Origin of the sequence: Sphingobium sp. AS12 (assembly GCF_019097845.1) — a bacterium.
Taxonomy (GTDB): domain Bacteria; phylum Pseudomonadota; class Alphaproteobacteria; order Sphingomonadales; family Sphingomonadaceae; genus Sphingobium.
In genome coordinates, this window is the sequence record NZ_JAHRGM010000001.1 from 1 (window position 1) to 20932 (window position 20932).

Sequence of the window (20932 nt, forward strand, 5' to 3'; positions counted from 1 at the left end):
CTTTTTCTGCAGCCTCAAAACATTCCGCCGGATCGCTACCCGGTACGAAAAAACTGACGAGAGCTACCGCGCTATGATCAATCTCGCGGCCTTGAAAATCGCTATGCGCTAATGTCCACAGGCCTTAGTCGGCTCGTATTATTTTATTTATCATCATGACCGCCAGCCAATCGGCGTACAGGCAATAAATACGGGAACGCTCGCAATGGAGATGGCCCGAATGATCCTTGATGATGTATTTTTGTTCCTGAAAGACACGGGCGTGGCGCGAAGCCATGCCGCCTTTTCAACCGATTTCCTCGGTCATTCTCCGCGCTATTATGATTATATCCGTTGCTCAGGCGCGCGGCCCAGCCTGCGGTCTTTGGTAAAGGTGGCCCTGCGCTTGACCGATATTTCGAGGGGAACCGAACTGCCGGAAAATGCCGACGACGCCGCTACCCTTGCCAAGCGCGTTATGGTCGCGGCCTTCGATCGCTGCCTCTAAACGTAAAACCTTTGGTGCGAAAACGATACTGCCGTTCGTGGCCTATGGGCCGGGCTTTGTGCTTAACTGTTGTATCTGGTTGGTCAGGTCAGCCAAATCCTTGGCGATCTGCCGCACCGCGTCGCCGGTCAGCACGATCCTGCGCTCGATAAGTTGATGGCACAGTCCGGCGTTGTTAAACTGTAACTGCGCTTCGCCACCATCAAGGATGACGACCTCCGTGGTCGCATGAGCCAGTTCGCTCCGAAGTTCAGCATAAGGCTGAAATTGATCAAGCCGCTCGATCACTTTCACGGCGTTGCCAAAGCGGTCTGGGTGCTTGCGTGCCAGATCACGCACCTCTTCAATTTTATGTCCCAGCAAAACCATCGCGGGTCGTGCCTTCCCGGTTGTAGGCGGCAAGATCGAATTGGCGGCTTTGGTCGCCCAACGCTCCACTTGCGCGCACCGTTCGATCAATTTGCTACGAAACACATGCGCGCGTTCCAGCCATTGCTCGCGCGTTAAGCGTTCGCTGACGTGTAGATCGCGGGGCATATCGTTCATGGCGCGACAGATAGCAAAAACGGGTTAACTTATAATATATCAAGGAAGGCGCAGCCCTGCCTTCCCACTTTATGGGTTTACCCGCCCGAGACATACGCCCGAGACGCATTGGGCGTCTCCTTTCGGTTGACGCAGGGCTTTCAAGACACATCGTGCCGTTGGTCTAAACCCAACCGAGACAGGAGGCACGGATGATTGTCGGATATGCGCGTGTAAGTTCCAGCGGCCAGAACCTTGATGTCCAGCACGAGCAACTCGCCGCCGTTGGTTGCGACAAGGTATTTTCCGAAAAGCGTAGCGGGCGCACGACCGATGGCCGCGATGCGCTGGCTGATGCGATCGACTTCGTGCGTGAGGGCGACTTTCTGGCGGTGACGCGGCTCGACCGGCTGGCGCGTTCGGTAATCGACCTTCATCAAATCGTGATCCAGCTTGCCGCGAAGGGCTGCGGCCTCCGCGTTCTCCAGCAATCCGGCATCGACACAACCACCAGCACCGGCAAGCTCACCCTGTCCATTCTGGGCGCGGTGGCGGAGTTCGAAACGGACATCCGCAAGGAACGCCAACGCGACGGCATCGACCGGGCCAAGGCTAACGGGGTGTATCGTGGCCGCAAGCCCAGCATCGACACCGCCCGGATCGAGACACTTATGGCGGCGGGAATGACCCCCGCCGCCATTGCCCGCGAGATGGGTATCGGGCGCGCCAGCGTCTATCGACTTATCGGCGCGACCGCATCGGCATAGTCCGGCCCCGCCGACTATTCGCCCTCTTTGGCCCCTCCAATTTTGGCAAAGTTCGCGTGCTGCCGCCGAACATGCGCGATCGGATCGGGATGATTGAACATCGTCCGCAACGCACGATACGCCTTGATGATGTGATCCGGCGCAAGCTTGCTCGACCACGCGCTCGGCATCTCCATCACCGAGTTCGCGTCATCAATGCCGCGAAGCAGGCTCTCATGATTGTGATTGATGACGATTTCATGCCCTAGCATATCCCAGCCTGACTGCCGGGCTACGGCCGGAACGCAGAGGTCACTGACCAGCAGGTTTTCCGCGATGCGGCTGCTCGTCACCGGGAACGGCGTTTCCCAGCCGTGATGAATATGCCCGCTGGGCGGTTTCAGTACCGACATGGCGAACGATGTAGGCGAGATGTTCGGATAGCCGAATACCAGCCCCATTGTGGCGAGCGTCGACGGTGTGCTGGTATCGAAGGTTATCAGCAAATCGTCATCCGACAGATGCTCGCGCAACGCTTTCTGTAATGCGCTCAACATCACCGCATGGGTCAACGAACTGACGCCGAGAAAATGAAGCCGGTTGCGTTCTGGCGTCAGCAGTCCGTCCGCGATCAGCCGCACCATCATTCCGGCGATATGGATATAATCGGTGCGGCGCGAACCACCGAATGCCCAACCCTCGAACGGCTGCGCCTTGACCGCATCATACCACGCCTGGGCGTCGGCGCTCGTTTCACCCTGCAAGACGGAGAGGAAACGGATGTCCGCTGAACGATGACGCGCGAAATAGCTATTGTTGTCCAGCGTGGCCATCAGTGCCGCATTGAAGCTATCGAAGGGCAGTTGCCCCGGCGTGATGACGCGAGTTGGCACATCAAGCGTGATCGCTTCGTCCGCATGAGCTTCAAGAAAGCCCAGCGCCCATGCGCGGGAACCATCGCCACGCCACTGCGCCGGGTTGCGGCCAAACTGAAGCCCGCCGCTATCGAACAGGATCGTGTTGCCCGGGCGCTTGGTGAAGGTGCCGAACGGCAGAGGCGCGTTCCGACCGATATAATGTCCTGACGAGTGGAGCGCGCGATCGGTGACGAAGAACGGGTTCTTCTTATCCATGAAATCCAGATCGGCGGTCGCTGCCAGAGCAGTAGGCAAGCCACCCACTCGAAGGTCGGCGGTGGGACGATAGGGCATCTGGTGGGTCGATGGCTGACCGGCAAAAAGATAGCGCGCGCGCCCTTTGCGGCGCGATGAAAAGTCACGGTTCATAGGGGTAATCCTCAAGGGATCACGCCCATGTAATTTATTACATGGGCGTGATAATCACATCAGGCGGCTTCTGCGACAGCAGCAGGCGCTTCCGGCTGCGGCAAGCTCTCGACCCGCTCGCGCAAGGTGCGCGATCGCGTCGGCTGGTCGCGGTTCGGCTCAAGCGTCTGGATGAACGCTCGATACGTCGCCACATCGGTCGCCGCCTCAATGAGAAGCAGTCCGTTAGGATCTGCGCGCCACGTCAATCCCCCCTGTCGTGAGAGACCGAGCAGGCCGACCATCGCCCGGCGCAGATCATAGAGCATGACCTGAACCTTCGCGCTGCCCTGTACCTCCGCGTCGAAAGGCGCGGCAGCCGCCTTGTCATTGGCAACGCTAATCCTGCCCCGCCCTATCGTGACCGCAACGGGCCGGTCCTTCTGCTTCTTGAGCAGCACCTTCATGAAAGCATCATCGAACGCCGTCACCGTCTCCGGCGACATGATCGCGGATGCGACCGGCGAGAATGCAGGGGCCGCCCGATAGGTCCAAATCCCGCCCATGCGACGCGGCTTGATGATAAGGTTTATCGCCTTGCCGTCAGCCTTGCCCGTGAATGTTAGCGTCTTGGTCTGACCAGCGATCGTGAGCGGTGCGGCAGAACCATCCACCGGTGCCAGGCCGAACTGCGCCGCGTCGGCCTCGCCCAGTAGCCTGTCGGCAAGACGGCGGCGGGTCAAGTTGTCGATGAAGCACTCTCCCTTCATCGAATAGCCAGGATCGATGGATGGCACGACCTCAAGGATCAAGCCGTCATCGCGGCGCGCGTGGGCGATGCTAAAACGGTCGCTTTCGACCAGATACATGGCATAGGCTGGCAGCATGTCGTAGCTGTCATTCGCGACATCACCTTCCGGCACGTCATCGATGGGAATATCGCTCAATTCGTCCGGCACGAACGCTGCGCCGGTCATGAGCAACTCCCGATAGAACCGGAGATCGGCAGGCATGGCCGCAAGCGGGCAGGGAGCGTGACCCGCTAGGCCGATAATCGTCGCCTTGTTCGCCGCTAATGGGATGAGCCGAAGCCTGCCACCCTCGTTTCGATACGCAAACAATCCTTCTTGCCCGGACGCGATACCTGCGACCGCGTCAATTTCGAGCGTGCGGAGGTTATCGAACATATCGTCTACCTGCTCGTCCGGCGTCTTTATTACGGGTGCGTCAGGCTTTGCCGCGAGCAACTTCAAAGACTTCTCTTTGCGCTTCACCTCCAGATAGTCGCGCGCAAGTCCACTGATGTGGCCGATGCTTTCATACCAAGAAACGAAATCATCATCGCTCAGACTGTTATGTTCTCTATGCCGCCGTTCCATCGTAGCGATAGCGCGGGCAAGCTGCGCCGCCTCGTTCCGCAACACTTCCTTGTCTGCCTCCCGCGCGGCACTGACGTTCTTGTTCAACACCAACTGCGCCGAGACGTGATATACGAGACTGGCGGCTTCATATTCAAAGCCAATGTCCTTAGCATAGTACGTCAGCGAAATTACACCATGCTTGCGGATGAAGCGGTACTGGCTACGGGTAAGCAAGGCGCGCCCTCGGACAGCACGAACTTCGCGCGCCTCGACGCCGCGAACGCGCCCCTGAAGATGAAGCAGCTCCGCTTGGTCGGCAGCGGTTAGCGGGGTAGGGGTTTCTGGTCCTGTCGCGGCGATTATCGCGATCGCACTACAGGATGAGCCGTTACCGCTAGCTGCACGGTCGGATTTGGGACTGGATAGACGAGGCATTATTACACTCCACACATCAGAAATCCGTGGAGCGACGTGCTCCACGACGAGTGTCGCAAATTGCGACTTTCGATCTTTCTGACGGTCGGGAGCAGCTAACCGAAATTGCCATCCATCACGTCTCACCAACCTTTGGGTCGGAGGACCAGCCAACCTTTCGATTGCGGGTGACATTCAGATGGCGGGCAATTGTTACATTTTCAAGTCATCGAGCGATAGCATCGGCGAAAGATGAAATCTGTTGTAATTGAGTGACATAAGCAGATTGCGTAGGAGCAATGTAGGCTCTCCAGAATTTTATACAAATCCCGGCTGATAGCCATGAATGGAATTTCCCCTGGCCAAGTTCCGATGCTCATCGGTAAACTTCGCCCGCACAAAAATAATAAAGTAATTTGTTTTCAAGTTTTTAGCATATCAATACCGTTATTATAATGGTGCCACGCCATGATGGCCACGGCGCCGCGATGCGGCCGCCAGGCTTCGGCGAGTTGGCGGGTCATTTTTTCGCTCGGTCGTTCGGGCAGGCCCAATATCCGGCCGACCTCGATCTGCACCGCCAGATCGCCCGCCGGCCAGATGTCGGGCCGCCCTTCGGCAAAAAGCAGATAGATTTCAGCCGACCAGCGGCCAATCCCCTTGATCTGGATGAGCTGCGCAATCGCTTCCTCATCATCGGCGGGCAGGGCTTTGAGGTCCAGCGCGCCGCTCAGCACCATCTCCGCCAGGCTGCGGGCATAGCCCTGTTTCTGGCGCGACAGGCCGCAGGCGCGCAGCGCGTCATGGTCGCGGCGCAGCAGCGCGTCGGGCGCGCAGCCCGCGCCCAGTTCCGCCTCCAGCTTGCGCCACACCGCCGCCGCCGCCGCGACGCTGACCTGCTGGCCCACGATCGTGCGCAGCAGCGTCTCATAGCCCGGCTCCCGCAGGCGCGGCTCAGGATAGCCCACGCGGCCCAGCGCCGCGCCAAATCCCGGCTCGATTGCGGCGATGGCGTCCAGGCTGTTGCGTAATGTATCTGTGGTGGTGACCATAGGTTGTTTCCGTCCGCCCTTGATTTCCCGACGTCTGTCCGTCAGAGCGGCGAAGAAAATTCTAGGGGACTGGATAGATGCCGAAACTGATCGTGGTCAACCGTGCGGGCGAAGAACAGGCTGTCGATGGCGACAATGGCCTGTCGGTGATGGAAGTCATCCGCGACAACGGCTTTGACGAGCTGCTCGCCCTGTGCGGCGGCTGCTGCTCCTGCGCCACCTGCCATATCTATATCGACCCGGCCTTCGCCGATTCGCTTCCCGCGATGAGCGAGGACGAAAATGACCTGCTCGACAGCTCCGACCATCGCAACGACACCAGCCGCCTGTCCTGCCAGGTCGTGCTGAACGACGCACTGGACGGCCTGCGCGTCACCATCGCGCCGGAAGATTGATGCAATTTTGATTTAGACTGCACCGGCCCGCACCCCCACCCGGCCTCCCACAGTATATCCTGAATGGGAGGCCGGGTTGGGGCGCGGGCTGGTGCGTCTCTGTTCAGCGAAGCTGAACCAAAGACTTACCGCTGCAACCGCAGCGTGGCGGCGGGCGCCTCACTCGTCAGCGGCGTGACCCGCCAGACGATACGCTTGCCATTGGGCGCGGGCTGCGCGCCTTCCTCCTGATTCTGGCTGACAATCTCCGCGTCGGTCGTCAGCGTGAAGCTGCCGTTCAGCGCCTTGGCAGCGTCCTCGCCCGGCCCGCCCGCGCCCAGCGTCGGCCCCTGACTCTTGTCGAACCCGTTGGCAAAGCCCGGCGCTTTCACCCGTACCCGCTCCTCCCCGCGCAATTCCACCGCGACGAAGGGCAGGACGATCTGCGCGTCGATGTTGAAGGGAAACAGGAAGGCATGGGTCAGCCGCCCGTTGATCGCATAGTCGATATCGAACTTGCGATTTCCCAAATAACGCGCTGATCTAAAACCTTTTTCTTTCGCCAAAGCATCAGCGATCGCGCGCATTTGCACGTCGTTACCATTGTCGGCTTCGCTGTCGAACTTTTCCGCGGCAATCTGCAACAGCTGCGCCGGCGCCGCCTCGCCATCCTCGCTTGCGGGTTCAGGGAGGCCCATCGCTCCCTTGCCGCTGTCCGATGCAATGATCTCGCCCTTATAGGCAAAGCTGAAACTGCGGTCGGCCCGAATGTCGAGCGAGGACTCGAACTTGCCCGGCGTCACTAGGCAGGCGGACAGCGCCATCACCCCCGGCAGGGCCAGCACCCAACGCAACAGACATTTCATGGCGACGTCCCCCGACTAGCCGCCCGGTCGGCTGCCTACCGGCTGGCGGCGGCGTACAGGGCGATGGCCGCGGCGTTGGACACGTTCAGGCTCTCCATCCGCGGGCTGATCGGCAGTTTAGCCAAAATGTCGCAATGCGCCATGCTGTTGTGACGCAGCCCTTCGCCTTCGGCCCCCAGCACCAGCGCGACCCGCGATTCGCCGATCGCGTCGCCCAGATTGGTATCGGCCTCGCCGTCCAGCCCGATGCGCCAGTAACCCGCCTCGGCAATTTCGTCCAAAGCCCGCGACAGGTTGACCACCCGCACCCACGGCATGATTTCCAGCGCGCCCGATGCCGCGCGCGCCAGCACGCCCGATTCGGGCGGGGCGTGCCGGTCCTGCGTGACGATGCAGAGCGCATCGAACGCCGCGGCGGACCGCAGGATCGCGCCGACATTATGCGGGTCGGTCACCTGATCCAGCACCAGGATCGGCCGCTTGTCATCGCGCCCCTCGTCCAGCACATCGCCCAGCCAGACATCGTCCAGCGGCTCGACTTCGGCGACGATGCCCTGATGCGGCGCGTCGGACGGGACCATCCGGCCCATATCGGCCACATCGGCATAGACGATCGGCAGCACCGGCGGCAGTTCCAGCGCGCCCAGCGCTTCGCGGGTGCCCCATATCTTGCGCACGATGCGGTTGGGATTGGCCAGCGCCGCAATGACGGCGTGGCGCCCATAGAAGCGCGGGAACGCGCCCTTGGGCTTGGCGGGACGATGACCTCTTTTCATGGAAGCGCTCTTTTCACATCCGACCATTGACAGGCAAGCCTCCTTTCGCCATTGAGCCGCCTCCAGCGCGGGAAAGAAGCTTTTTCCTGACCGCGAAGGGTAATGGACAGGTGGCCGAGTGGTTAAAGGCAGCAGACTGTAAATCTGCCGGGCTACGCCCTACGTTGGTTCGAACCCAACCCTGTCCACCACCCTCTTAAAAAGGGTCGGGCGGATCAAGTCGCTCCCCGCTATCTCTGATATTTCCAGTTTCGCCCCTTGCCTTGCGCGATCCATTCGACCGCCTGGGCCATGCGCTTGTTGCGGGTTGAATCGCCCTTCGCGTCATTGATCCATTCGCAATAGTCGCGGACCTTGCCGGGCGGGAAGGCGGCCCACACCGCCGCGGCAGCCGGGTCAGCAGCAATCGCCTCTGCAAAAGCCGGATGGACTGGCAGCGGCGCGCGCGGTTCCTTTGGACCAGCGCGCGGCCGATCCCCCGCATCGATCAACGCCATCGCCTGTGCCAGCAAAGCGGCGATCTCCGCGTCAGGCGGTAGGTCGCTCAGCCGGGTGATCCTGCCGAACTGTCCCATTGCTCCCTGCCGGGCATCATCGCGGCCAACCTTGTCATGCCAGAAACCGAAGGCGGCATGACCCTTGAACGCGGCCATGCTGCACAGATTCTGGTCCTTATAGGTGAAGAAGGGCATCCCCCATTTGATCGCCTCACCCGCTTCTCGCACTGTGGCATGAACCAGCGCGCGGATATGCGTCAGGATCGGCCGGGCAAAATCCGCCTGCCGGGCGATATAGGCGTCGATGCGGGCATCACCCACCATCGCGTCAATCCCGCCGGTGCCGCACGGTCAGCAGATAGTTGATCGCCTTGTTCGCCGACAGGGTGAAGCCACGCCCCGGATCGAAGCTCAGCCCGCTACTGTCGATCACCTCCAGCCCGGCCTGTTCCAGCAGCGCGGTCAGTTCCTCCGGCGTGATGAACTTGCCCCAGTCATGCGTCCCCTTGGGAATGCCGCCGATGCTCTCGCCGATCGTGATCATCGCCAGGCGGGAGAGGGGGGTGCGGTTGGGCGTGGACAGGATCATGAGGCCATCGGGGGCGAGTTTTGCCGCCAGCGCTCGGATGAAAGCGGCAGGATCGGTAACATGCTCGATCACCTCCATCGACGTGACCAGATCATATCCGCCGTCCGCCACTTCCTCCACCGGCGTCGCACGATAGTCGATCGCCAGCCCCTGGCGTTCGGCATGGGCGCGCGCCGCCGCGATATTCTCCGGCGCGGCGTCCAGCCCCGTCACGTTTGCGCCCAGCCGCGCCAGCGGTTCGGCCAGCAACCCTGCGCCGCACCCCACATCCAGCGCGCGCTTGCCGCCAAGCGGCTCGAAATCATGCGATTTGCCTGGCCAATGCGCGTCGATCGCTGTCCGAATATAGGCCAGCCGCACCGGGTTCAGCTTATGCAGCATCGCGCTGCTGCCGTGCGGGTCCCACCACTCGGCGGCCATCGCGCCGAAATGGGCGGCCTCCCTGGGGTCGATCGTTGCTGTCGGGTTGCTTGCCATATCCGTATCCGCTGCTAAAGAAGCGCCGTTTCGCCCTTCTGGGACATTTTCTTTCTCACCAACAGGCAGGTTCGACAAGCAAATGGCGCGCATCGTGATGAAATTCGGCGGCACCTCCATGGCGGGGATGGAGCGAATTCGCAACGTGGCCGCGCGTGTGAAACATGTGGTGAGCCAGGGCCATGAAGTCGCCGTCGTCGTATCCGCCATGGCGGGCGAGACGGACCGGCTCGTTGGCTTCTGTAAGGAAGCCTCCGCCCTTTATGATCCGGCCGAATATGATGTCGTCGTCGCCGCCGGTGAGCAGATCACCAGCGGCCTGCTGGCAATGACGCTGAAGGCCATGGACGTGGATGCGCGCAGCTGGCTTGGCTGGCAGCTCCCTATCAAGACCGTCGAGGCCCATGCCAAGGCGCGGGTCAGCAGCATCGACACTAACGCGCTGCTCGCCGCGATGGGGGCGGGCCAAGTCGCCGTGATCCCTGGTTTTCAGGGGATGATGGCCGATGGCCGCGTCTCGACCTTGGGCCGGGGCGGCTCCGACACCTCCGCCGTCGCCGTCGCCGCCGCGATCAAGGCCGATCGCTGCGACATCTATACCGACGTCGATGGCGTCTATACCACCGACCCGCGCATCGTGGCGCGCGCGCGCAAGCTTGACCTCGTCACTTATGAGGAAATGCTCGAACTCGCGTCGGTCGGGGCCAAGGTGCTGCAAACCCGCTCGGTTGGCCTTGCCATGAAGGAAGGCGTGGTCGTGCAGGTCTTGTCCTCCTTCGATGATCCCACTCAGACCGACCTGCCCGGCACGCTGATCGTCAGCGACGAGGAACTGGAAGCCAAGCTCAAGGAAAGCAAGATGGAACGTCAGCTCATCACCGGCATCGCCCATGACAAGAATGAGGCGAAGATCATCGTGACCCGCGTGCCGGACAAGCCGGGTGCCGTAGCCAACATCTTCACGCCGCTGGCCGCCGCCGCGATCAACGTCGACATGATCATCCAGAATGACAGCAAAGACAATGAAGAGACCGACGTCACCTTCACCGTCCCTCGTGCTGATCTGGCCCGCAGTGTCGACATTCTCGAAGCGAACAAGGACGTCATCGGCTTCCGCCGCATCATCACCGACACCGAAGTCGCCAAGATCAGCGTCGTGGGCGTTGGCATGAAAAGCCATGCCGGCGTGGCCGCGACCATGTTCCAGACGTTGGCCGACCGCGGCATCAATATCGAAGCCATCTCCACCAGCGAGATCAAGGTCAGCGTGCTGATCGACGAGGACGAAACCGAACTGGCCGTACGCGTGCTGCACACCGCCTATGGTCTGGACGCGCCTGCGGCGTAAAATTTGTTCCCCTCCCGCTTGCGGGAGGGGCTAGGGGAGGGCGTGTGTCGCCATCTCCTTTACAGACCCTCCCCCGACCCCTCCCGCAAGCGGGAGGGGGGAAAGAATGACATGACCAACGCCAAACTCACTGCCCTCATGGCCCGCGGCACGCAATTTCTCGGCTGCGACAGCGCGATCCTGTGCGGGGCGATGAGCTGGGTGTCGGAACGCCATCTCGTGTCGGCCATGTCGAACGCGGGCGGTTTCGGCGTCATAGCCTGCGGCGCGATGACGCCAGCCCTCCTCGACGCGGAAATCGTAGCGACAAAGGCGCTCACCAGCAAACCCTTCGGCGTCAACCTCATCACCATGCACCCGCAACTGTTCGACCTGATCGACGTGTGCGCCAGCCATGACGTGACCCACATCGTGCTGGCCGGCGGCCTGCCGCCCAAGGGCAGTATCGAGGCGATCAAGGCGAAAGGCGCGAAACTCATCTGCTTCGCCCCCGCTTTGGCGCTGGCCAAGAAGCTCGCCCGCTCCGGCGTCGATGCGCTGATCGTCGAGGGGCATGAAGCAGGCGGCCATATCGGCCCGGTCGCCACCAGCGTTCTGGCGCAGGAAATCCTCCCCGAAATGAGCGAACAACTGCCCGTGTTCGTCGCGGGCGGCATTGGCCGGGGCGAAGCGATCGCTGCCTATCTGGAAATGGGCGCGGCGGGCGTGCAGCTTGGCACCCGCTTTGCCTGCGCCACCGAAAGCATCGCCCACCCCGCCTTCAAAAAGGCCTTTTTCCGCGCCTCGGCCCGCGACGCGATCGCCAGCGTCCAGATCGACCCGCGCCTGCCGGTCATTCCCGTGCGCGCGCTCAAAAATGCGGGCATGGAAAATTTCACCGCCAAGCAGCGCGAAGTCGCCAATCTGCTCGACGCAGGCGCGGTCGACATGGGCGAAGCGCAGTTGCAGATCGAACATTTCTGGGCCGGTGCGCTGCGCCGCGCTGTGATCGGCGGCGATGTCGATGGCGGGTCGCTGATGGCGGGCCAGTCGGTCGGCATGGTGACCAAGGAAGAACCGGTCGCCGACATCATCGCGCAACTGATGGCGGAGGCCGCAGTCGCCCTTGAGCGACGGGCCGCCTGAATCCTTGCGATGAACGGTTAATCAGGCATATTTCCTCCGACCAGAATGCCCGGCATGACGGTGCGCAGCCCATCGGAGAAATTGATGATCGTCCTGCGCCGTTTTTATGGCCGTTTTTCGCTTGTGTCGCTGGCCGTGCTGGCGGCCTGTTCGACCCCGGTAAAGAAACCGGAGCCAACCCCGCCGCCGCCGCTGGTCGAAACGGTCAGGCCGCGCCCGCCCATGGGCGCGGTCGAAGATATGAGCATCCCGGAAATGGCGGATGGCAAATATCTGACCCCCAATCGCAAGGTCACATCCAACACGGCGCTGTGGCATGTCCGCATGGCGCTGAACGTGGCGGCTTTGTCCTGCCGCAGCACCGCCGATCTGGCGCGGCTGCAATATAACCGGCTGCTCCATCTTCATGGGACCGTGCTGACGCAGGCCAATGAAGCGGTCGATCGCAACTATAAGGTCGCCTATGGCACCGCCGGCTTCGGCGCGCGCGAGAGGCTGAACACCACCGTGTATAATTTCTTTTCGCTGCCGCCCGTCACCAAAAGCTTCTGCCCGGTTGCCGAAGCCGTGGGCGCAAAGCTGCTGGCTATGCCGTCCAGCGCGCTGCTGGACTATGCCCCGACCGCGCTGGCGGAGCTGGAAAAACCGTTCCAGGATTTCTACGCCGCCTATGCCGATTATCTGCGGCGGCTGGCCGAATGGCAGTCGCGCTTTGGCGGGACGGTGACCGTCTGGGCCTCCCCCGCCCCCCTGCCGCCGCCGCCCGTGCCGCCGGGCGAGGCGCCGCCACAGGGCTATGTCCAGCGCCTGCCGACCACGCCCGTCACGCCGCCCGCCGCGCCACCTGCGGTCGCGCCGACATTGCCCAAGGCAAATGTGCCCCGGTTGATGGTCCAGCCATTGCCGTCAACGACGGAATAGACCAGATATTTCAACGTGCGTCGAACGCCTGCCGCGCCGCCTCCACCGTGTCGAGATGCGCTTCCGCCCAGATCCAGACACCGCAAAAGGCGGCGCTCAGGCTGTTGCCCAGCGGCGTAAGCGCATAATCGACGTGCGGTGGCACGACTGGATGGACCGTGCGCGTGACCAGTCCGTCGCGCTCCATCTGGCGCAGCGTTTGGGTCAGCATTTTCTGGCTGATCCCCTCGACTTGTCGCGCGATCTGGGTGAAGCGCTGCGTCCCTTTCTCTTCCAGCAGTTCCAGCACAAGCAGGGTCCATTTGTCGGCGACCCGGCCGATCAGCTCATCGACCAGCCGTTCGACCCGTGGATCGACCGATTTTTCGGCACTATCGACAGAAATATCCATTTCTTACCTCAAGGTGAGTATAGCACTTTCTGGTGCCTTCTTTCAAAAGGAGAGCATAGTCGCAATAAAGGGATCAGGCCATTCATAAGGAGCAGATCCCATGCAGACGACAGGCAACACCATCCTCATCACCGGCGGCGGATCGGGCATCGGCGCGGCGCTGGCGCATGAATTTCATGCCGCCGGCAATCAGGTCATCATCGCCGGGCGGCGGCAGGCACCGCTCGATGCTGTCGTCGCCGCCCATCCGGGCATGGCCGCACGGGTGTTGGACATGGACGACCCGGCGGCGATCATCCGCTTTGCCCAGATGCTGGTCACGGAATTCCCGACGCTCAACGCCGTGCTGCACAATGCCGGGATCATGGTGGCGGAGGATCAGATCGACCTCGCCATCGCAGAAGCGACCATCTCTACCAATTTGCTAGGACCGATCCGGTTGAGCCACGCGCTGTTGCCGCACCTGCTGGCCCAACCGGCCGCTACGTTGCTGACCCTGTCGTCGGGCCTCGCCTTCGTGCCGCTGGTCGTAACCCCGACCTATAGCGCGACCAAGGCGGCGATCCATGGCTGGTCGATGGCCATGCGCGAACAGTTGAAAGACACGTCGGTCGAACTGGTCGAGATTGTGCCGCCCGGCGTGCAGACCGATTTGATGCCCGGCCATGCCGATAATGACCAGATGATGCCGCTGACCGATTTCATTGCCGAAACGATGGCGCTGCTGCGCCAGCAGCCGACACCCGCCGAAATCTGCGTCGATCGGGTGCGTTTCCTGCGCGACGCCGACAAGAGGGGCGACTTCGACGCGGTATTCGCACTGCTCAACCAAAGCCATTGACCGCCAGCCGTTGCGCATTGGCAGGGGTGGCGGCATCATCCTTTCATTGAGTCGCTAAGCGGCTAGCCCGCCATGCCAGCGCATGGCGGTGCCAAGGAGGAGAGAGACGATGGCCTATATGGACGGTTTCGTGATCCCGGTGCCCAAGGGCAACAAGCAGGCCTATATCCATATCGCGGCGAAAATGGCCCCGATCTTCATCGAATATGGCGCGACCCGCGTGGTTGAATGTTGGGGCGACGATATCAAGCCGGGCAAGGTCAACGACTTCCGCACCGCCGTGATCGCCGAACAGGAAGAGGAGGTCGTCTTTTCCTGGATCGAATGGCCCGACAAGGAAACCCGCGACGCAGGCTCTGCCAAGATGATGGCCGACGAGCGGATGAAGCCGGAGGAGGGGCAGGACATGCCCTTCAGCGGCGCGCGCCTCATCTATGGCGGCTTTACCGTGCTGGTCGACGAAAAGGCCTGAACCAGCTGACGGGAGAGCGATGATGACCGACCGTAACGGGCAATTCTTCTGGGTCGAACTGATGACCAGTGATCCGCAGGCCGCGCTCGCCTTCTACACCGATGTCGTGGGCTGGACCACGATGCCGTTTGGCGAGGATGGCGGCTATACGCTGATCGTCGGCAGCGCCGGGCCGCTGGGCGGGGTGATGGCGATCCCGGACGAGGCGAAGGAATGCGGCATGACCCCATGGTGGGGCGGCTATATCGCGTCTGCCGATGTCGATGCAGACGCCGCGCGACTGGTCGCGGCCGGGGGCAGCGTCAGGCGCCCGGCGGAGGATATCGAAGGGGTCGGGCGCTTCGCCGTGATGGGCGATCCGGGCGGCGCGACCTTCATGCTGCTCAAAGGCTCCAGCCCCGACGGCATGGAAGCCCCGCCACCCATGGCGATGGGCCATGTCGGCTGGCACGAGCTGTATAGCGGCAATTTCGACGCCGACATGGCCTTCTACACGGACCAGTTCGGCTGGACCACTGGCGACGCCATGGATATGGGCGAGATGGGCAGCTACCAGCTCGTCTCGCAAACCGGCGGCAGCGATTTTCAGAGCATGTCCGGCGGCATCATGCCGATCCCCAAGGAAATGCCTGCGCCGCTCTGGCTCTTCTACTTCACCGTCGGCGACATCGACGCGGCGGTCGAAAGAGTGAAAGCAGGCGGCGGCACCTTACTCAACGGACCGATGGAAGTGCCCGGCGGCAGCTGGATCGTCCAGGCGTTCGACCCGCACGGCGCGATGTTCGCGCTTGTTGGCACCCGCGCCGAAGCAGGAGAGGGAGCATGAGCATCATCGCCCCCTGCCTGTGGTTCGACGGGCAGGCGGAGGAAGCCGCGCGCTATTATGTCGGGATTTTCGGCGGGTCGGTCGATCATATCAGCTATTACCCGCAAGAAAATCCCTCGCCCTCTCCCATGAAGGGCGGCAGCGTGCTGCTGGTCGAATTCACCCTGTTCGGGCAAAGCTATCAGGCGCTGAATGGCGGGCCGCAATTCACCTTTGATGAAGCCATATCGCTGTCGGTCGGGTGCGCGGATCAGGCGGAACTGGATCGCTATTTCGACGCGCTGACCGCCGATGGCGGCAAGGATGGGCCGTGCGGCTGGGTGACGGACAAATATGGCCTGTGCTGGCAATTGGTGACGCGGCAGATCATGGCCAATTATCATAGCGACGACAAAGCCGGAATTGCCCGCATGATGCAGGCGATGATGACCATGCGAAAGCTGGATACGGCCGCGATGCAGGCGGCCTTTGAAGGGGAAGCAGCATGAACGGCGCTGACCACGACCTGTCCGTCACCTGCACCATCGCTGCCCCGCGCGCGACCTGCTGGCGCATGTGGACCGATCGCAAGGAAGAATGGTTCTGCCCCAAACCCTGGCGCGCGGAAGTGATCGAGGAAGATTTGCGCCCCGGCGGCCGCAGCGCGGTGCAGATGTTCGGCCCCGATGGCGAGGAAACCGGGCCGATGGAGGGCGTCTTTCTGGAAGTGGTGCCGGGCGAACGGATCGTCACCACCGACGCCTATGCCGCTGGCTGGGTGCCGCAACCCCCCTTCATGACCGCCATCTGGACCTTCGCCGAGGAAGGCGACGCCACCCTCTTCACCGCCACCGCCCGCCATTGGGACGCAGAGTCCAAGGCCCGGCATCTGGAAATGGGCTTCCACCCCGGCTGGGACCAGATGATGGCGCAATATAAGGCGCTGTGCGAGGCGGAGGCGGGGTGAGGGTTGGATGGAGGGGGCGACCCTCATCCTCCTATCAACCTTCCGCCGCCACTCTGTCCCATAGCGGGGCAGGGCGGCGTTAACCCCGTTCCCGCCTTGGTCGCCGCGCCGCGCGCGCCTATCCTTGCCGCCATGCGTATCCTGTCCACCAGCCTCCTCGTCTCCATCGCCATCGCCTCGACCGCGCTGGCGCAGGGCTATCCCGCCCCGTTCACCATCGCCGAATCGGGCCGCGCTTTCGGATCGCTGGCCGAAGCGCTCGGCGCGATCGGCGACGGAAGCGGCACCGTGGTGGTGGCCCCCGGCACCTATCATCAATGCGCGGTGCAGCAGGGCGGCGATGTCACCATCCGCGCCGCCACTCCCGGCACCGTCATTTTCGACGGCGTCCCGTGCGAGGGCAAGGGCGCGTTCGTCCTGCGCGGGCGGGCGAGCGCAGTGGACGGCATCATCTTCCAGAATATCCGCGTCCCTGACGGCAATGGCGCGGGCGTTCGCCTGGAAAGCGGCACCCTTACCGTCCGCAACAGCCTGTTCCGCAACAGCGAGGAAGGCATTTTGACCGGCGACTATGACGGTGGACAGGTCAGCATCGACAAGTCGACCTTCCGGCATCTGGGCAGGTGCGACCGCGATCTCGATTGCGCCCATGGCATCTATATCGGGCGGCTAGCGGCGCTCACCGTCACCAACAGCCGCTTTGACTTGGGCGATGGCGGCCATTATCTCAAAAGCCGCGCGGCGCGCGTCACCATCACCGGCAACAGCTTCGACGACAGCGGCGGGAAGCTCACCAATTACATGATCGATCTGTCCAACGGCGCGAGCGGTCTCATCAGCGGCAACGAGATGGTGCAGGGCAAGGACAAGGATAACTGGTCGGCCTTCATCACCATCGCTCCCGAAGGTCGCGAACATAGCAGCGCGGGCCTTGTGATCGAAGGCAACAGAGCCGGTTTCGTGCCGGGGGTAGAGCGCAACAGCACCTTCGTCGCCAACTTTACCGACGACGCGGTGCGGATCGGCGCGAACGAGTTAGCGCCAAGCATGAAGGTGAAGGACCGGCGCTGACTCGTTTGCGACGCTGTGCTAGGCGGCGAATATGCGAACCACCTATGACAGCGCCACCGTCCGCCTCTATCATCTGGGCGACGATGGCGGCGCGACGACCCTGATGTACGGTCCCCTGAGCGAAGCGCTGCGCGTGGCCGAGCAACAGACGCAGGAAACACAGGACGGCCTCTATCTGGCGACCGACAATGACGTGGTGGCCTATCTCGACCTGATCGACACCTAGCCGTCGGCAAAGCCGAATGGCGCGCGGGTCCGGCGAAAATCGTCGGGCAGCATATCCCGTCCGATCGGCGGCGCGGACCTGGCAAGGCACTGCGGGCGGTGACACAGGCGGCAGGTGACGCCGATGGGCGTCGGCTCCGGCGTCGGTTGGCCCTGGGTATAGATCAGCCGATGGGCATGGTCGGCGGCACAACAGAGCGCGATCGCCCTCTCCACCCTGGGCGCCCCCCAGCCGCCGCCGCCCGCAGTAACGGTGCGGGCGATCGAGAAGAAACGCTGGCCGTCGGGTAACTCCAGCCATTGGGTGACGACTTCCCGCGGCGTCTCGAACACCCGATGCACCGACCAGAGCGGGCAGGAGCCGCCATGGCGGGCAAAGGGAAAGCCCGCCCCGTCAAGCCGCTTGGACGCATTGCCCGCCGGATCGATGCGGAGGAAGAAGAACGGCACCCGCTCCTGACCCGGCTTTTGCAATGTCGTCAGCCGGTGCGCGGTCTGCTCGAAACTGGTGCCAAACTGCCGCGCCAGCGCCTCGACATCATAGCGCCGCGCCTCCACCGCCTTGGCGAAAGCGGTATAGGGCATCAATATCGCCGCCGCCCCATAGCTCGCCAGCGCCCGCCGGGCGAGGCGGCGCCCGCTTTCCCCGGCAAACTGGCCGTCCTTCAGGATCGCATCGAACGCCTTGCGCATCTCCAGATAGGCGATCTGGAGCGCCAGCTGGAATTGCGAACTGGCCGTGTCAAGCGTGTCGTCGAGCAGCACCGCATCGCGATGCCGGTCATAGCGCCGCAACGATCCGGCCATGACATCGGACGGCAGGCGGCGGACGCGCAGATTATGGCGTGCGCGCAGCCAGCCGGTCAGCCCGCCCTCGACCTCCGCATCCGCCGCCAGCTTCTCCGCCGCATCGTCCAGCAGCGGAAAGCTATTGCGCCGCGCGGCCAGAAAGCGTCGGGACTCCGCAACCGGATCGGGCGCATCATCGGCTGCAACGCCCTGATCGGCCAACGCTAGATGCTCCTCCCGATAGCTGGTATAGAGCCGCAGCAACGCTTCGGTGATCCCCGGATAATTGACCGCAACGTCCCCGGTGGCGAGGGCGGGCAGGTCCAGATCGGCGAACATCGGGTCTTTCAGAACGCCATGCAGCCGCGCGGTCTGCTCGGTCCCGCCGTCACCCGCCACCTCCGCCATATCCAGCTTGTAGGTCCGCGCCAGCCGCAACAGCATGTCGGCGGTCAGTGGCCGCTGGTTGCGTTCGAGCAGCGCGACATAGGAGGCTGAAATGTCGAGATCGGCGGCCATGTCGGCCTGCGTCAGGCCCAGGTCGCGGCGCAACCGCCGCAACCGTGGCCCCATATAAACCGGACTATCCTTGCGCATCGGGCCGACTCCTGTGCAGACTTTACAACTTTACAGCATAAATTTGTAAAGATCGACAACTGAACTTCAGGAGGACTGCCGCACTGCAACAGGAGGGGGTAGGCGGGGCGCAACAGCTCACTTCCCACGCAAGGACCGGCCCATGACCTATCAGGACAATATCGCGAAGGCACAGCAACTCATCGGCAGCCATCCCGGCACCTGGGACGGCATCAATGCCGAATCCGTCGCCCGCATGAAGCTGCAAAACCGCTTCAACACCGGTCTCGACATTGCCAAATATACCGCCGGCATCATGCGCCGCGACATGGCCGCCTATGATCTCGACCCGACCAACTACACCCAGTCGCTGGGTTGCTGGCACGGCTTTATCGGCCAGCAGAAGATGATCGCGATCAAAAAGCATTTCGGCACGACCAAGCAGAAATATCTGTATCTGTCCGGCTGGATGGTCGCCGCGCTCCGCTCCGACTTCGGCCCGCTGCCCGACCAGTCGATGCATGAAAAGACCAGCGTTCCCGCGCTGATCGAGGAACTTTACACGTTCCTGAAACAGGCTGATGCCCGCGAACTGGGCCTGCTGTTCCGCGACCTCGACAAGGCCCGCGAGAGCGGCAATGCGGTCGAGGCGCAGCGCCTGACCCACGCGATCGACAATTATGAAACCCATGTCGTGCCGATTATCGCGGACATCGACGCGGGCTTCGGCAATGCCGAGGCCACCTATCTGCTGGCGAAGAAGATGATCGAGGCGGGTGCCTGCGCGCTCCAGATCGAAAATCAGGTCAGCGACGAAAAGCAGTGCGGGCATCAGGACGGCAAGGTCACCGTGCCGCATGAGGATTTCCTCGCGAAGGTCCGTGCCTGCCGCTACGCCTTCCTCGAACTGGGCGTTGACGATGGCATCATCGTCACCCGCACCGACTCGCTGGGCGCTGGCCTGACCAAGCAGATCGCGGTCAGCAAGGAGCCGGGCGATATCGGCGACCAGTATAACGGCTTCCTCGATTGCGAGGAGATCGATCCGGCGACCGCGCGCAATGGCGACGTCATCCTGAACCGCGACGGCAAGCTGCTGCGCCCCAAGCGCCTGCCCAGCAACCTGTTCCAGTTCCGCGAAGGCACGGGCGCGGACCGCTGCGTCCTCGACTGCATCACCTCGCTGCAAAATGGCGCAGACCTGTTGTGGATCGAAACGGAAAAGCCGCATATCGAGCAGATCGCCTCGATGGTCGACCGCATCCGCGAAGTCATCCCCAATGCCAAGCTGGTCTATAACAATTCGCCCAGCTTCAACTGGACGCTGAACTTCCGCCAGCAAGTCTATGATGCATGGGTCGAGGCGGGCAAGGATGTCAGCGCCTATGACCGGGCGCGTCTGATGAGCGTCGAGTATGACGACACGGATCTGGGCCGGGAAGCGGACGACAAGATCCGCACCTTCCAGAAGGACGCGGCGGCGCGGGCGGGGATTTTTCACCACCTCATCACCCTGCCGACCTACCACACCGCGGCGCTCAGCACCGATAATCTCGCCAAGACCTATTTCGGCGAGGAAGGGATGCTGGGCTATGTCGAGGGCGTCCAGCGCAAGGAAATCCGCCAGGGCATCGCCTGCGTGAAGCACCAGAATATGAGTGGCAGCGACATTGGCGACGACCACAAGGATTATTTCGCAGGCGAAGCAGCCCTCAAGGCTGGCGGCGCGCACAACACGATGAATCAGTTTGCAGCCTAAAGGCTGCGGGGGAACCAGTTTGCAGCCTGACGGCTGCTGGAAGGGCCAGTTCGCGGGACGTGCAGATGTCCCGCGATTTGGGTGGAAGGACTTGACGACCCGGCGGCGCACCGCCGGGTCGTTTTTTGTCGATTTTATAAGGTGTTGGTGTTCCCGCGCAGGCGGGAACCTAGTCCCGCCGTCTGAACTGGATTCCCGCCTGTGCGGGAACAC

At 62.4% G+C, this 20932-nt stretch carries 24 protein-coding genes, 1 tRNA gene and 1 pseudogene; 16 read left to right on the top strand and 10 right to left on the bottom strand.

Annotated features, from left to right (window positions below; genetic code table 11):
- Both KRZ98_RS00005 and KRZ98_RS00010 read left to right on the top strand, forming a co-directional pair.
- Positions 1-112: pseudogene (locus KRZ98_RS00005) on the top strand (IS5/IS1182 family transposase); the annotation flags it as partial.
- Positions 113-220: 108 nt separating this feature from the next.
- Positions 221-487 carry a DUF6626 family protein gene (locus KRZ98_RS00010; protein ID WP_217671559.1) on the top strand — a complete coding sequence of 89 codons (267 nt, stop codon included), beginning with the start codon at positions 221-223 and terminating at the stop codon, positions 485-487.
- A gap of 42 nt (positions 488-529) precedes the next feature.
- On the opposite strand, the gene KRZ98_RS00015 is transcribed toward KRZ98_RS00010, so the two are convergent.
- Complete coding sequence (locus tag KRZ98_RS00015; RefSeq protein ID WP_217671560.1) at positions 530-1033, bottom strand: hypothetical protein; 504 nt, start codon at positions 1031-1033, stop codon at positions 530-532.
- 191 nt (positions 1034-1224) lie between these two features.
- Here KRZ98_RS00015 and KRZ98_RS00020 point away from each other — a divergent pair, with 191 nt between their 5' ends.
- Positions 1225-1779: a recombinase family protein gene (locus tag KRZ98_RS00020; protein WP_217671561.1), complete on the top strand. Its 555-nt coding sequence runs from the start codon at positions 1225-1227 to the stop codon at positions 1777-1779.
- A gap of 14 nt (positions 1780-1793) precedes the next feature.
- Here the strand turns inward: KRZ98_RS00020 and KRZ98_RS00025 are convergent, their stop codons facing one another.
- The 3 genes from KRZ98_RS00025 to KRZ98_RS00035 all read right to left on the bottom strand — a co-directional run bounded on the left by KRZ98_RS00025 (position 1794) and on the right by KRZ98_RS00035 (position 5850).
- A complete protein-coding gene (locus KRZ98_RS00025; protein ID WP_217671562.1) occupies positions 1794-3044 on the bottom strand; it encodes a hypothetical protein in 1251 nt (416 codons plus the stop codon).
- Positions 3045-3103: 59 nt separating this feature from the next.
- The gene (locus tag KRZ98_RS00030) at positions 3104-4993 is read right to left on the bottom strand and encodes a hypothetical protein (protein WP_217671563.1); all 1890 of its coding nucleotides are present in this window, start codon (positions 4991-4993) and stop codon (positions 3104-3106) included.
- A gap of 227 nt (positions 4994-5220) precedes the next feature.
- Entirely contained in the window at positions 5221-5850 is a 630-nt protein-coding gene (locus KRZ98_RS00035; RefSeq protein WP_217671564.1) for a DNA-3-methyladenine glycosylase, read from the bottom strand.
- 77 nt (positions 5851-5927) lie between these two features.
- On the opposite strand from KRZ98_RS00035, the gene KRZ98_RS00040 reads away from it, so the two are divergent.
- The gene (locus tag KRZ98_RS00040; RefSeq protein WP_217671567.1) at positions 5928-6245 is read left to right on the top strand and encodes a 2Fe-2S iron-sulfur cluster-binding protein; all 318 of its coding nucleotides are present in this window, start codon (positions 5928-5930) and stop codon (positions 6243-6245) included.
- Between the two features lie 125 nt (positions 6246-6370).
- Here the strand turns inward: KRZ98_RS00040 and KRZ98_RS00045 are convergent, their stop codons facing one another.
- Both KRZ98_RS00045 and KRZ98_RS00050 read right to left on the bottom strand, forming a co-directional pair.
- Positions 6371-7090: a hypothetical protein gene (locus KRZ98_RS00045; RefSeq protein ID WP_217671569.1), complete on the bottom strand. Its 720-nt coding sequence runs from the start codon at positions 7088-7090 to the stop codon at positions 6371-6373.
- A gap of 35 nt (positions 7091-7125) precedes the next feature.
- Positions 7126-7866, bottom strand: a complete 741-nt coding sequence (locus KRZ98_RS00050) for an RNA methyltransferase (protein WP_119744745.1) — start codon at positions 7864-7866, stop codon at positions 7126-7128.
- 104 nt (positions 7867-7970) lie between these two features.
- Between KRZ98_RS00050 and KRZ98_RS00055 the strand changes: the two genes are divergently transcribed.
- Positions 7971-8057, top strand: a tRNA-Tyr gene (locus tag KRZ98_RS00055).
- A 39-nt stretch (positions 8058-8096) separates the two neighbouring features.
- On the opposite strand, the gene KRZ98_RS00060 is transcribed toward KRZ98_RS00055, so the two are convergent.
- Both KRZ98_RS00060 and ubiG read right to left on the bottom strand, forming a co-directional pair.
- On the bottom strand, positions 8097-8687 hold the full coding sequence (locus tag KRZ98_RS00060) for a YdeI/OmpD-associated family protein (RefSeq protein WP_217671572.1): 591 nt from the start codon (positions 8685-8687) through the stop codon (positions 8097-8099).
- Positions 8688-8691: 4 nt separating this feature from the next.
- Positions 8692-9429: a bifunctional 2-polyprenyl-6-hydroxyphenol methylase/3-demethylubiquinol 3-O-methyltransferase UbiG gene (gene ubiG, locus KRZ98_RS00065; protein ID WP_217671574.1), complete on the bottom strand. Its 738-nt coding sequence runs from the start codon at positions 9427-9429 to the stop codon at positions 8692-8694.
- Between the two features lie 82 nt (positions 9430-9511).
- On the opposite strand from ubiG, the gene KRZ98_RS00070 reads away from it, so the two are divergent.
- From KRZ98_RS00070 to KRZ98_RS00080, 3 genes are all read left to right on the top strand, one after another.
- Complete coding sequence (locus KRZ98_RS00070; protein ID WP_217671576.1) at positions 9512-10777, top strand: aspartate kinase; 1266 nt, start codon at positions 9512-9514, stop codon at positions 10775-10777.
- Positions 10778-10888: 111 nt separating this feature from the next.
- Positions 10889-11902, top strand: a complete 1014-nt coding sequence (locus KRZ98_RS00075) for a nitronate monooxygenase family protein (protein WP_217671579.1) — start codon at positions 10889-10891, stop codon at positions 11900-11902.
- 45 nt (positions 11903-11947) lie between these two features.
- Complete coding sequence (locus KRZ98_RS00080) at positions 11948-12823, top strand: hypothetical protein (RefSeq protein ID WP_217671581.1); 876 nt, start codon at positions 11948-11950, stop codon at positions 12821-12823.
- A gap of 10 nt (positions 12824-12833) precedes the next feature.
- Here KRZ98_RS00080 and KRZ98_RS00085 read toward each other — a convergent pair whose 3' ends face one another.
- Positions 12834-13214, bottom strand: a complete 381-nt coding sequence (locus KRZ98_RS00085; RefSeq protein ID WP_217671584.1) for a helix-turn-helix domain-containing protein — start codon at positions 13212-13214, stop codon at positions 12834-12836.
- Between the two features lie 100 nt (positions 13215-13314).
- Between KRZ98_RS00085 and KRZ98_RS00090 the strand changes: the two genes are divergently transcribed.
- The 7 genes from KRZ98_RS00090 (at position 13315) to KRZ98_RS00120 (ending at position 17596) form a co-directional block, all read left to right on the top strand.
- Positions 13315-14055 (top strand): SDR family oxidoreductase, encoded by a 741-nt coding sequence (locus KRZ98_RS00090; RefSeq protein WP_217671585.1) that lies wholly within the window; start codon positions 13315-13317, stop codon positions 14053-14055.
- 109 nt (positions 14056-14164) lie between these two features.
- Positions 14165-14527: a DUF1428 domain-containing protein gene (locus KRZ98_RS00095; RefSeq protein ID WP_217671586.1), complete on the top strand. Its 363-nt coding sequence runs from the start codon at positions 14165-14167 to the stop codon at positions 14525-14527.
- 22 nt (positions 14528-14549) lie between these two features.
- Entirely contained in the window at positions 14550-15353 is an 804-nt protein-coding gene (locus KRZ98_RS00100) for a VOC family protein (protein ID WP_217672376.1), read from the top strand.
- Positions 15350-15841, top strand: coding sequence for a VOC family protein (locus KRZ98_RS00105; protein WP_217671587.1), 492 nt, complete (start codon positions 15350-15352; stop codon positions 15839-15841). The genes KRZ98_RS00100 and KRZ98_RS00105 overlap by 4 nt, the downstream gene beginning before the upstream one ends.
- Positions 15838-16299 (top strand): SRPBCC domain-containing protein, encoded by a 462-nt coding sequence (locus tag KRZ98_RS00110; protein WP_217671590.1) that lies wholly within the window; start codon positions 15838-15840, stop codon positions 16297-16299. The genes KRZ98_RS00105 and KRZ98_RS00110 overlap by 4 nt, the downstream gene beginning before the upstream one ends.
- 132 nt (positions 16300-16431) lie before the next feature.
- A complete protein-coding gene (locus KRZ98_RS00115) occupies positions 16432-17370 on the top strand; it encodes a right-handed parallel beta-helix repeat-containing protein (RefSeq protein WP_217671593.1) in 939 nt (312 codons plus the stop codon).
- A gap of 31 nt (positions 17371-17401) precedes the next feature.
- The gene (locus KRZ98_RS00120; RefSeq protein WP_217671597.1) at positions 17402-17596 is read left to right on the top strand and encodes a hypothetical protein; all 195 of its coding nucleotides are present in this window, start codon (positions 17402-17404) and stop codon (positions 17594-17596) included.
- On the opposite strand, the gene KRZ98_RS00125 is transcribed toward KRZ98_RS00120, so the two are convergent.
- Positions 17593-18981 carry a short-chain fatty acyl-CoA regulator family protein gene (locus KRZ98_RS00125; RefSeq protein WP_217671600.1) on the bottom strand — a complete coding sequence of 463 codons (1389 nt, stop codon included), beginning with the start codon at positions 18979-18981 and terminating at the stop codon, positions 17593-17595. The genes KRZ98_RS00120 and KRZ98_RS00125 overlap by 4 nt on opposite strands.
- A 142-nt stretch (positions 18982-19123) precedes the next feature.
- On the opposite strand from KRZ98_RS00125, the gene KRZ98_RS00130 reads away from it, so the two are divergent.
- Entirely contained in the window at positions 19124-20719 is a 1596-nt protein-coding gene (locus KRZ98_RS00130) for an isocitrate lyase (RefSeq protein ID WP_217671602.1), read from the top strand.
- The last annotated feature ends 213 nt before the right edge of the window (positions 20720-20932 follow it).

What these genes read in the sequence shown, in the direction of transcription:
- KRZ98_RS00075 (WP_217671579.1), top strand. Translation starts at nt 10,889, where the DNA reads ATGACCAACGCCAAACTCACTGCCCTCATGGCCCGCGGCACGCAATTT.
- KRZ98_RS00105 (WP_217671587.1), top strand. Translation starts at nt 15,350, where the DNA reads ATGAGCATCATCGCCCCCTGCCTGTGGTTCGACGGGCAGGCGGAGGAA.
- KRZ98_RS00045 (WP_217671569.1), bottom strand. Translation starts at nt 7,090, where the DNA reads ATGAAATGTCTGTTGCGTTGGGTGCTGGCCCTGCCGGGGGTGATGGCG.
- KRZ98_RS00080 (WP_217671581.1), top strand. Translation starts at nt 11,948, where the DNA reads ATGCCCGGCATGACGGTGCGCAGCCCATCGGAGAAATTGATGATCGTC.
- ubiG (WP_217671574.1), bottom strand. Translation starts at nt 9,429, where the DNA reads ATGGCAAGCAACCCGACAGCAACGATCGACCCCAGGGAGGCCGCCCAT.
- KRZ98_RS00120 (WP_217671597.1), top strand. Translation starts at nt 17,402, where the DNA reads ATGCGAACCACCTATGACAGCGCCACCGTCCGCCTCTATCATCTGGGC.
- KRZ98_RS00025 (WP_217671562.1), bottom strand. Translation starts at nt 3,044, where the DNA reads ATGAACCGTGACTTTTCATCGCGCCGCAAAGGGCGCGCGCGCTATCTT.
- KRZ98_RS00010 (WP_217671559.1), top strand. Translation starts at nt 221, where the DNA reads ATGATCCTTGATGATGTATTTTTGTTCCTGAAAGACACGGGCGTGGCG.
- KRZ98_RS00030 (WP_217671563.1), bottom strand. Translation starts at nt 4,993, where the DNA reads ATGTCACCCGCAATCGAAAGGTTGGCTGGTCCTCCGACCCAAAGGTTG.
- KRZ98_RS00100 (WP_217672376.1), top strand. Translation starts at nt 14,550, where the DNA reads ATGACCGACCGTAACGGGCAATTCTTCTGGGTCGAACTGATGACCAGT.
- KRZ98_RS00090 (WP_217671585.1), top strand. Translation starts at nt 13,315, where the DNA reads ATGCAGACGACAGGCAACACCATCCTCATCACCGGCGGCGGATCGGGC.
- KRZ98_RS00125 (WP_217671600.1), bottom strand. Translation starts at nt 18,981, where the DNA reads ATGCGCAAGGATAGTCCGGTTTATATGGGGCCACGGTTGCGGCGGTTG.
- KRZ98_RS00035 (WP_217671564.1), bottom strand. Translation starts at nt 5,850, where the DNA reads ATGGTCACCACCACAGATACATTACGCAACAGCCTGGACGCCATCGCC.
- KRZ98_RS00085 (WP_217671584.1), bottom strand. Translation starts at nt 13,214, where the DNA reads ATGGATATTTCTGTCGATAGTGCCGAAAAATCGGTCGATCCACGGGTC.
- KRZ98_RS00015 (WP_217671560.1), bottom strand. Translation starts at nt 1,033, where the DNA reads ATGAACGATATGCCCCGCGATCTACACGTCAGCGAACGCTTAACGCGC.
- KRZ98_RS00060 (WP_217671572.1), bottom strand. Translation starts at nt 8,687, where the DNA reads ATGGTGGGTGATGCCCGCATCGACGCCTATATCGCCCGGCAGGCGGAT.
- KRZ98_RS00095 (WP_217671586.1), top strand. Translation starts at nt 14,165, where the DNA reads ATGGCCTATATGGACGGTTTCGTGATCCCGGTGCCCAAGGGCAACAAG.
- KRZ98_RS00110 (WP_217671590.1), top strand. Translation starts at nt 15,838, where the DNA reads ATGAACGGCGCTGACCACGACCTGTCCGTCACCTGCACCATCGCTGCC.
- KRZ98_RS00130 (WP_217671602.1), top strand. Translation starts at nt 19,124, where the DNA reads ATGACCTATCAGGACAATATCGCGAAGGCACAGCAACTCATCGGCAGC.
- KRZ98_RS00020 (WP_217671561.1), top strand. Translation starts at nt 1,225, where the DNA reads ATGATTGTCGGATATGCGCGTGTAAGTTCCAGCGGCCAGAACCTTGAT.
- KRZ98_RS00050 (WP_119744745.1), bottom strand. Translation starts at nt 7,866, where the DNA reads ATGAAAAGAGGTCATCGTCCCGCCAAGCCCAAGGGCGCGTTCCCGCGC.
- KRZ98_RS00070 (WP_217671576.1), top strand. Translation starts at nt 9,512, where the DNA reads ATGGCGCGCATCGTGATGAAATTCGGCGGCACCTCCATGGCGGGGATG.
- KRZ98_RS00115 (WP_217671593.1), top strand. Translation starts at nt 16,432, where the DNA reads ATGCGTATCCTGTCCACCAGCCTCCTCGTCTCCATCGCCATCGCCTCG.
- KRZ98_RS00040 (WP_217671567.1), top strand. Translation starts at nt 5,928, where the DNA reads ATGCCGAAACTGATCGTGGTCAACCGTGCGGGCGAAGAACAGGCTGTC.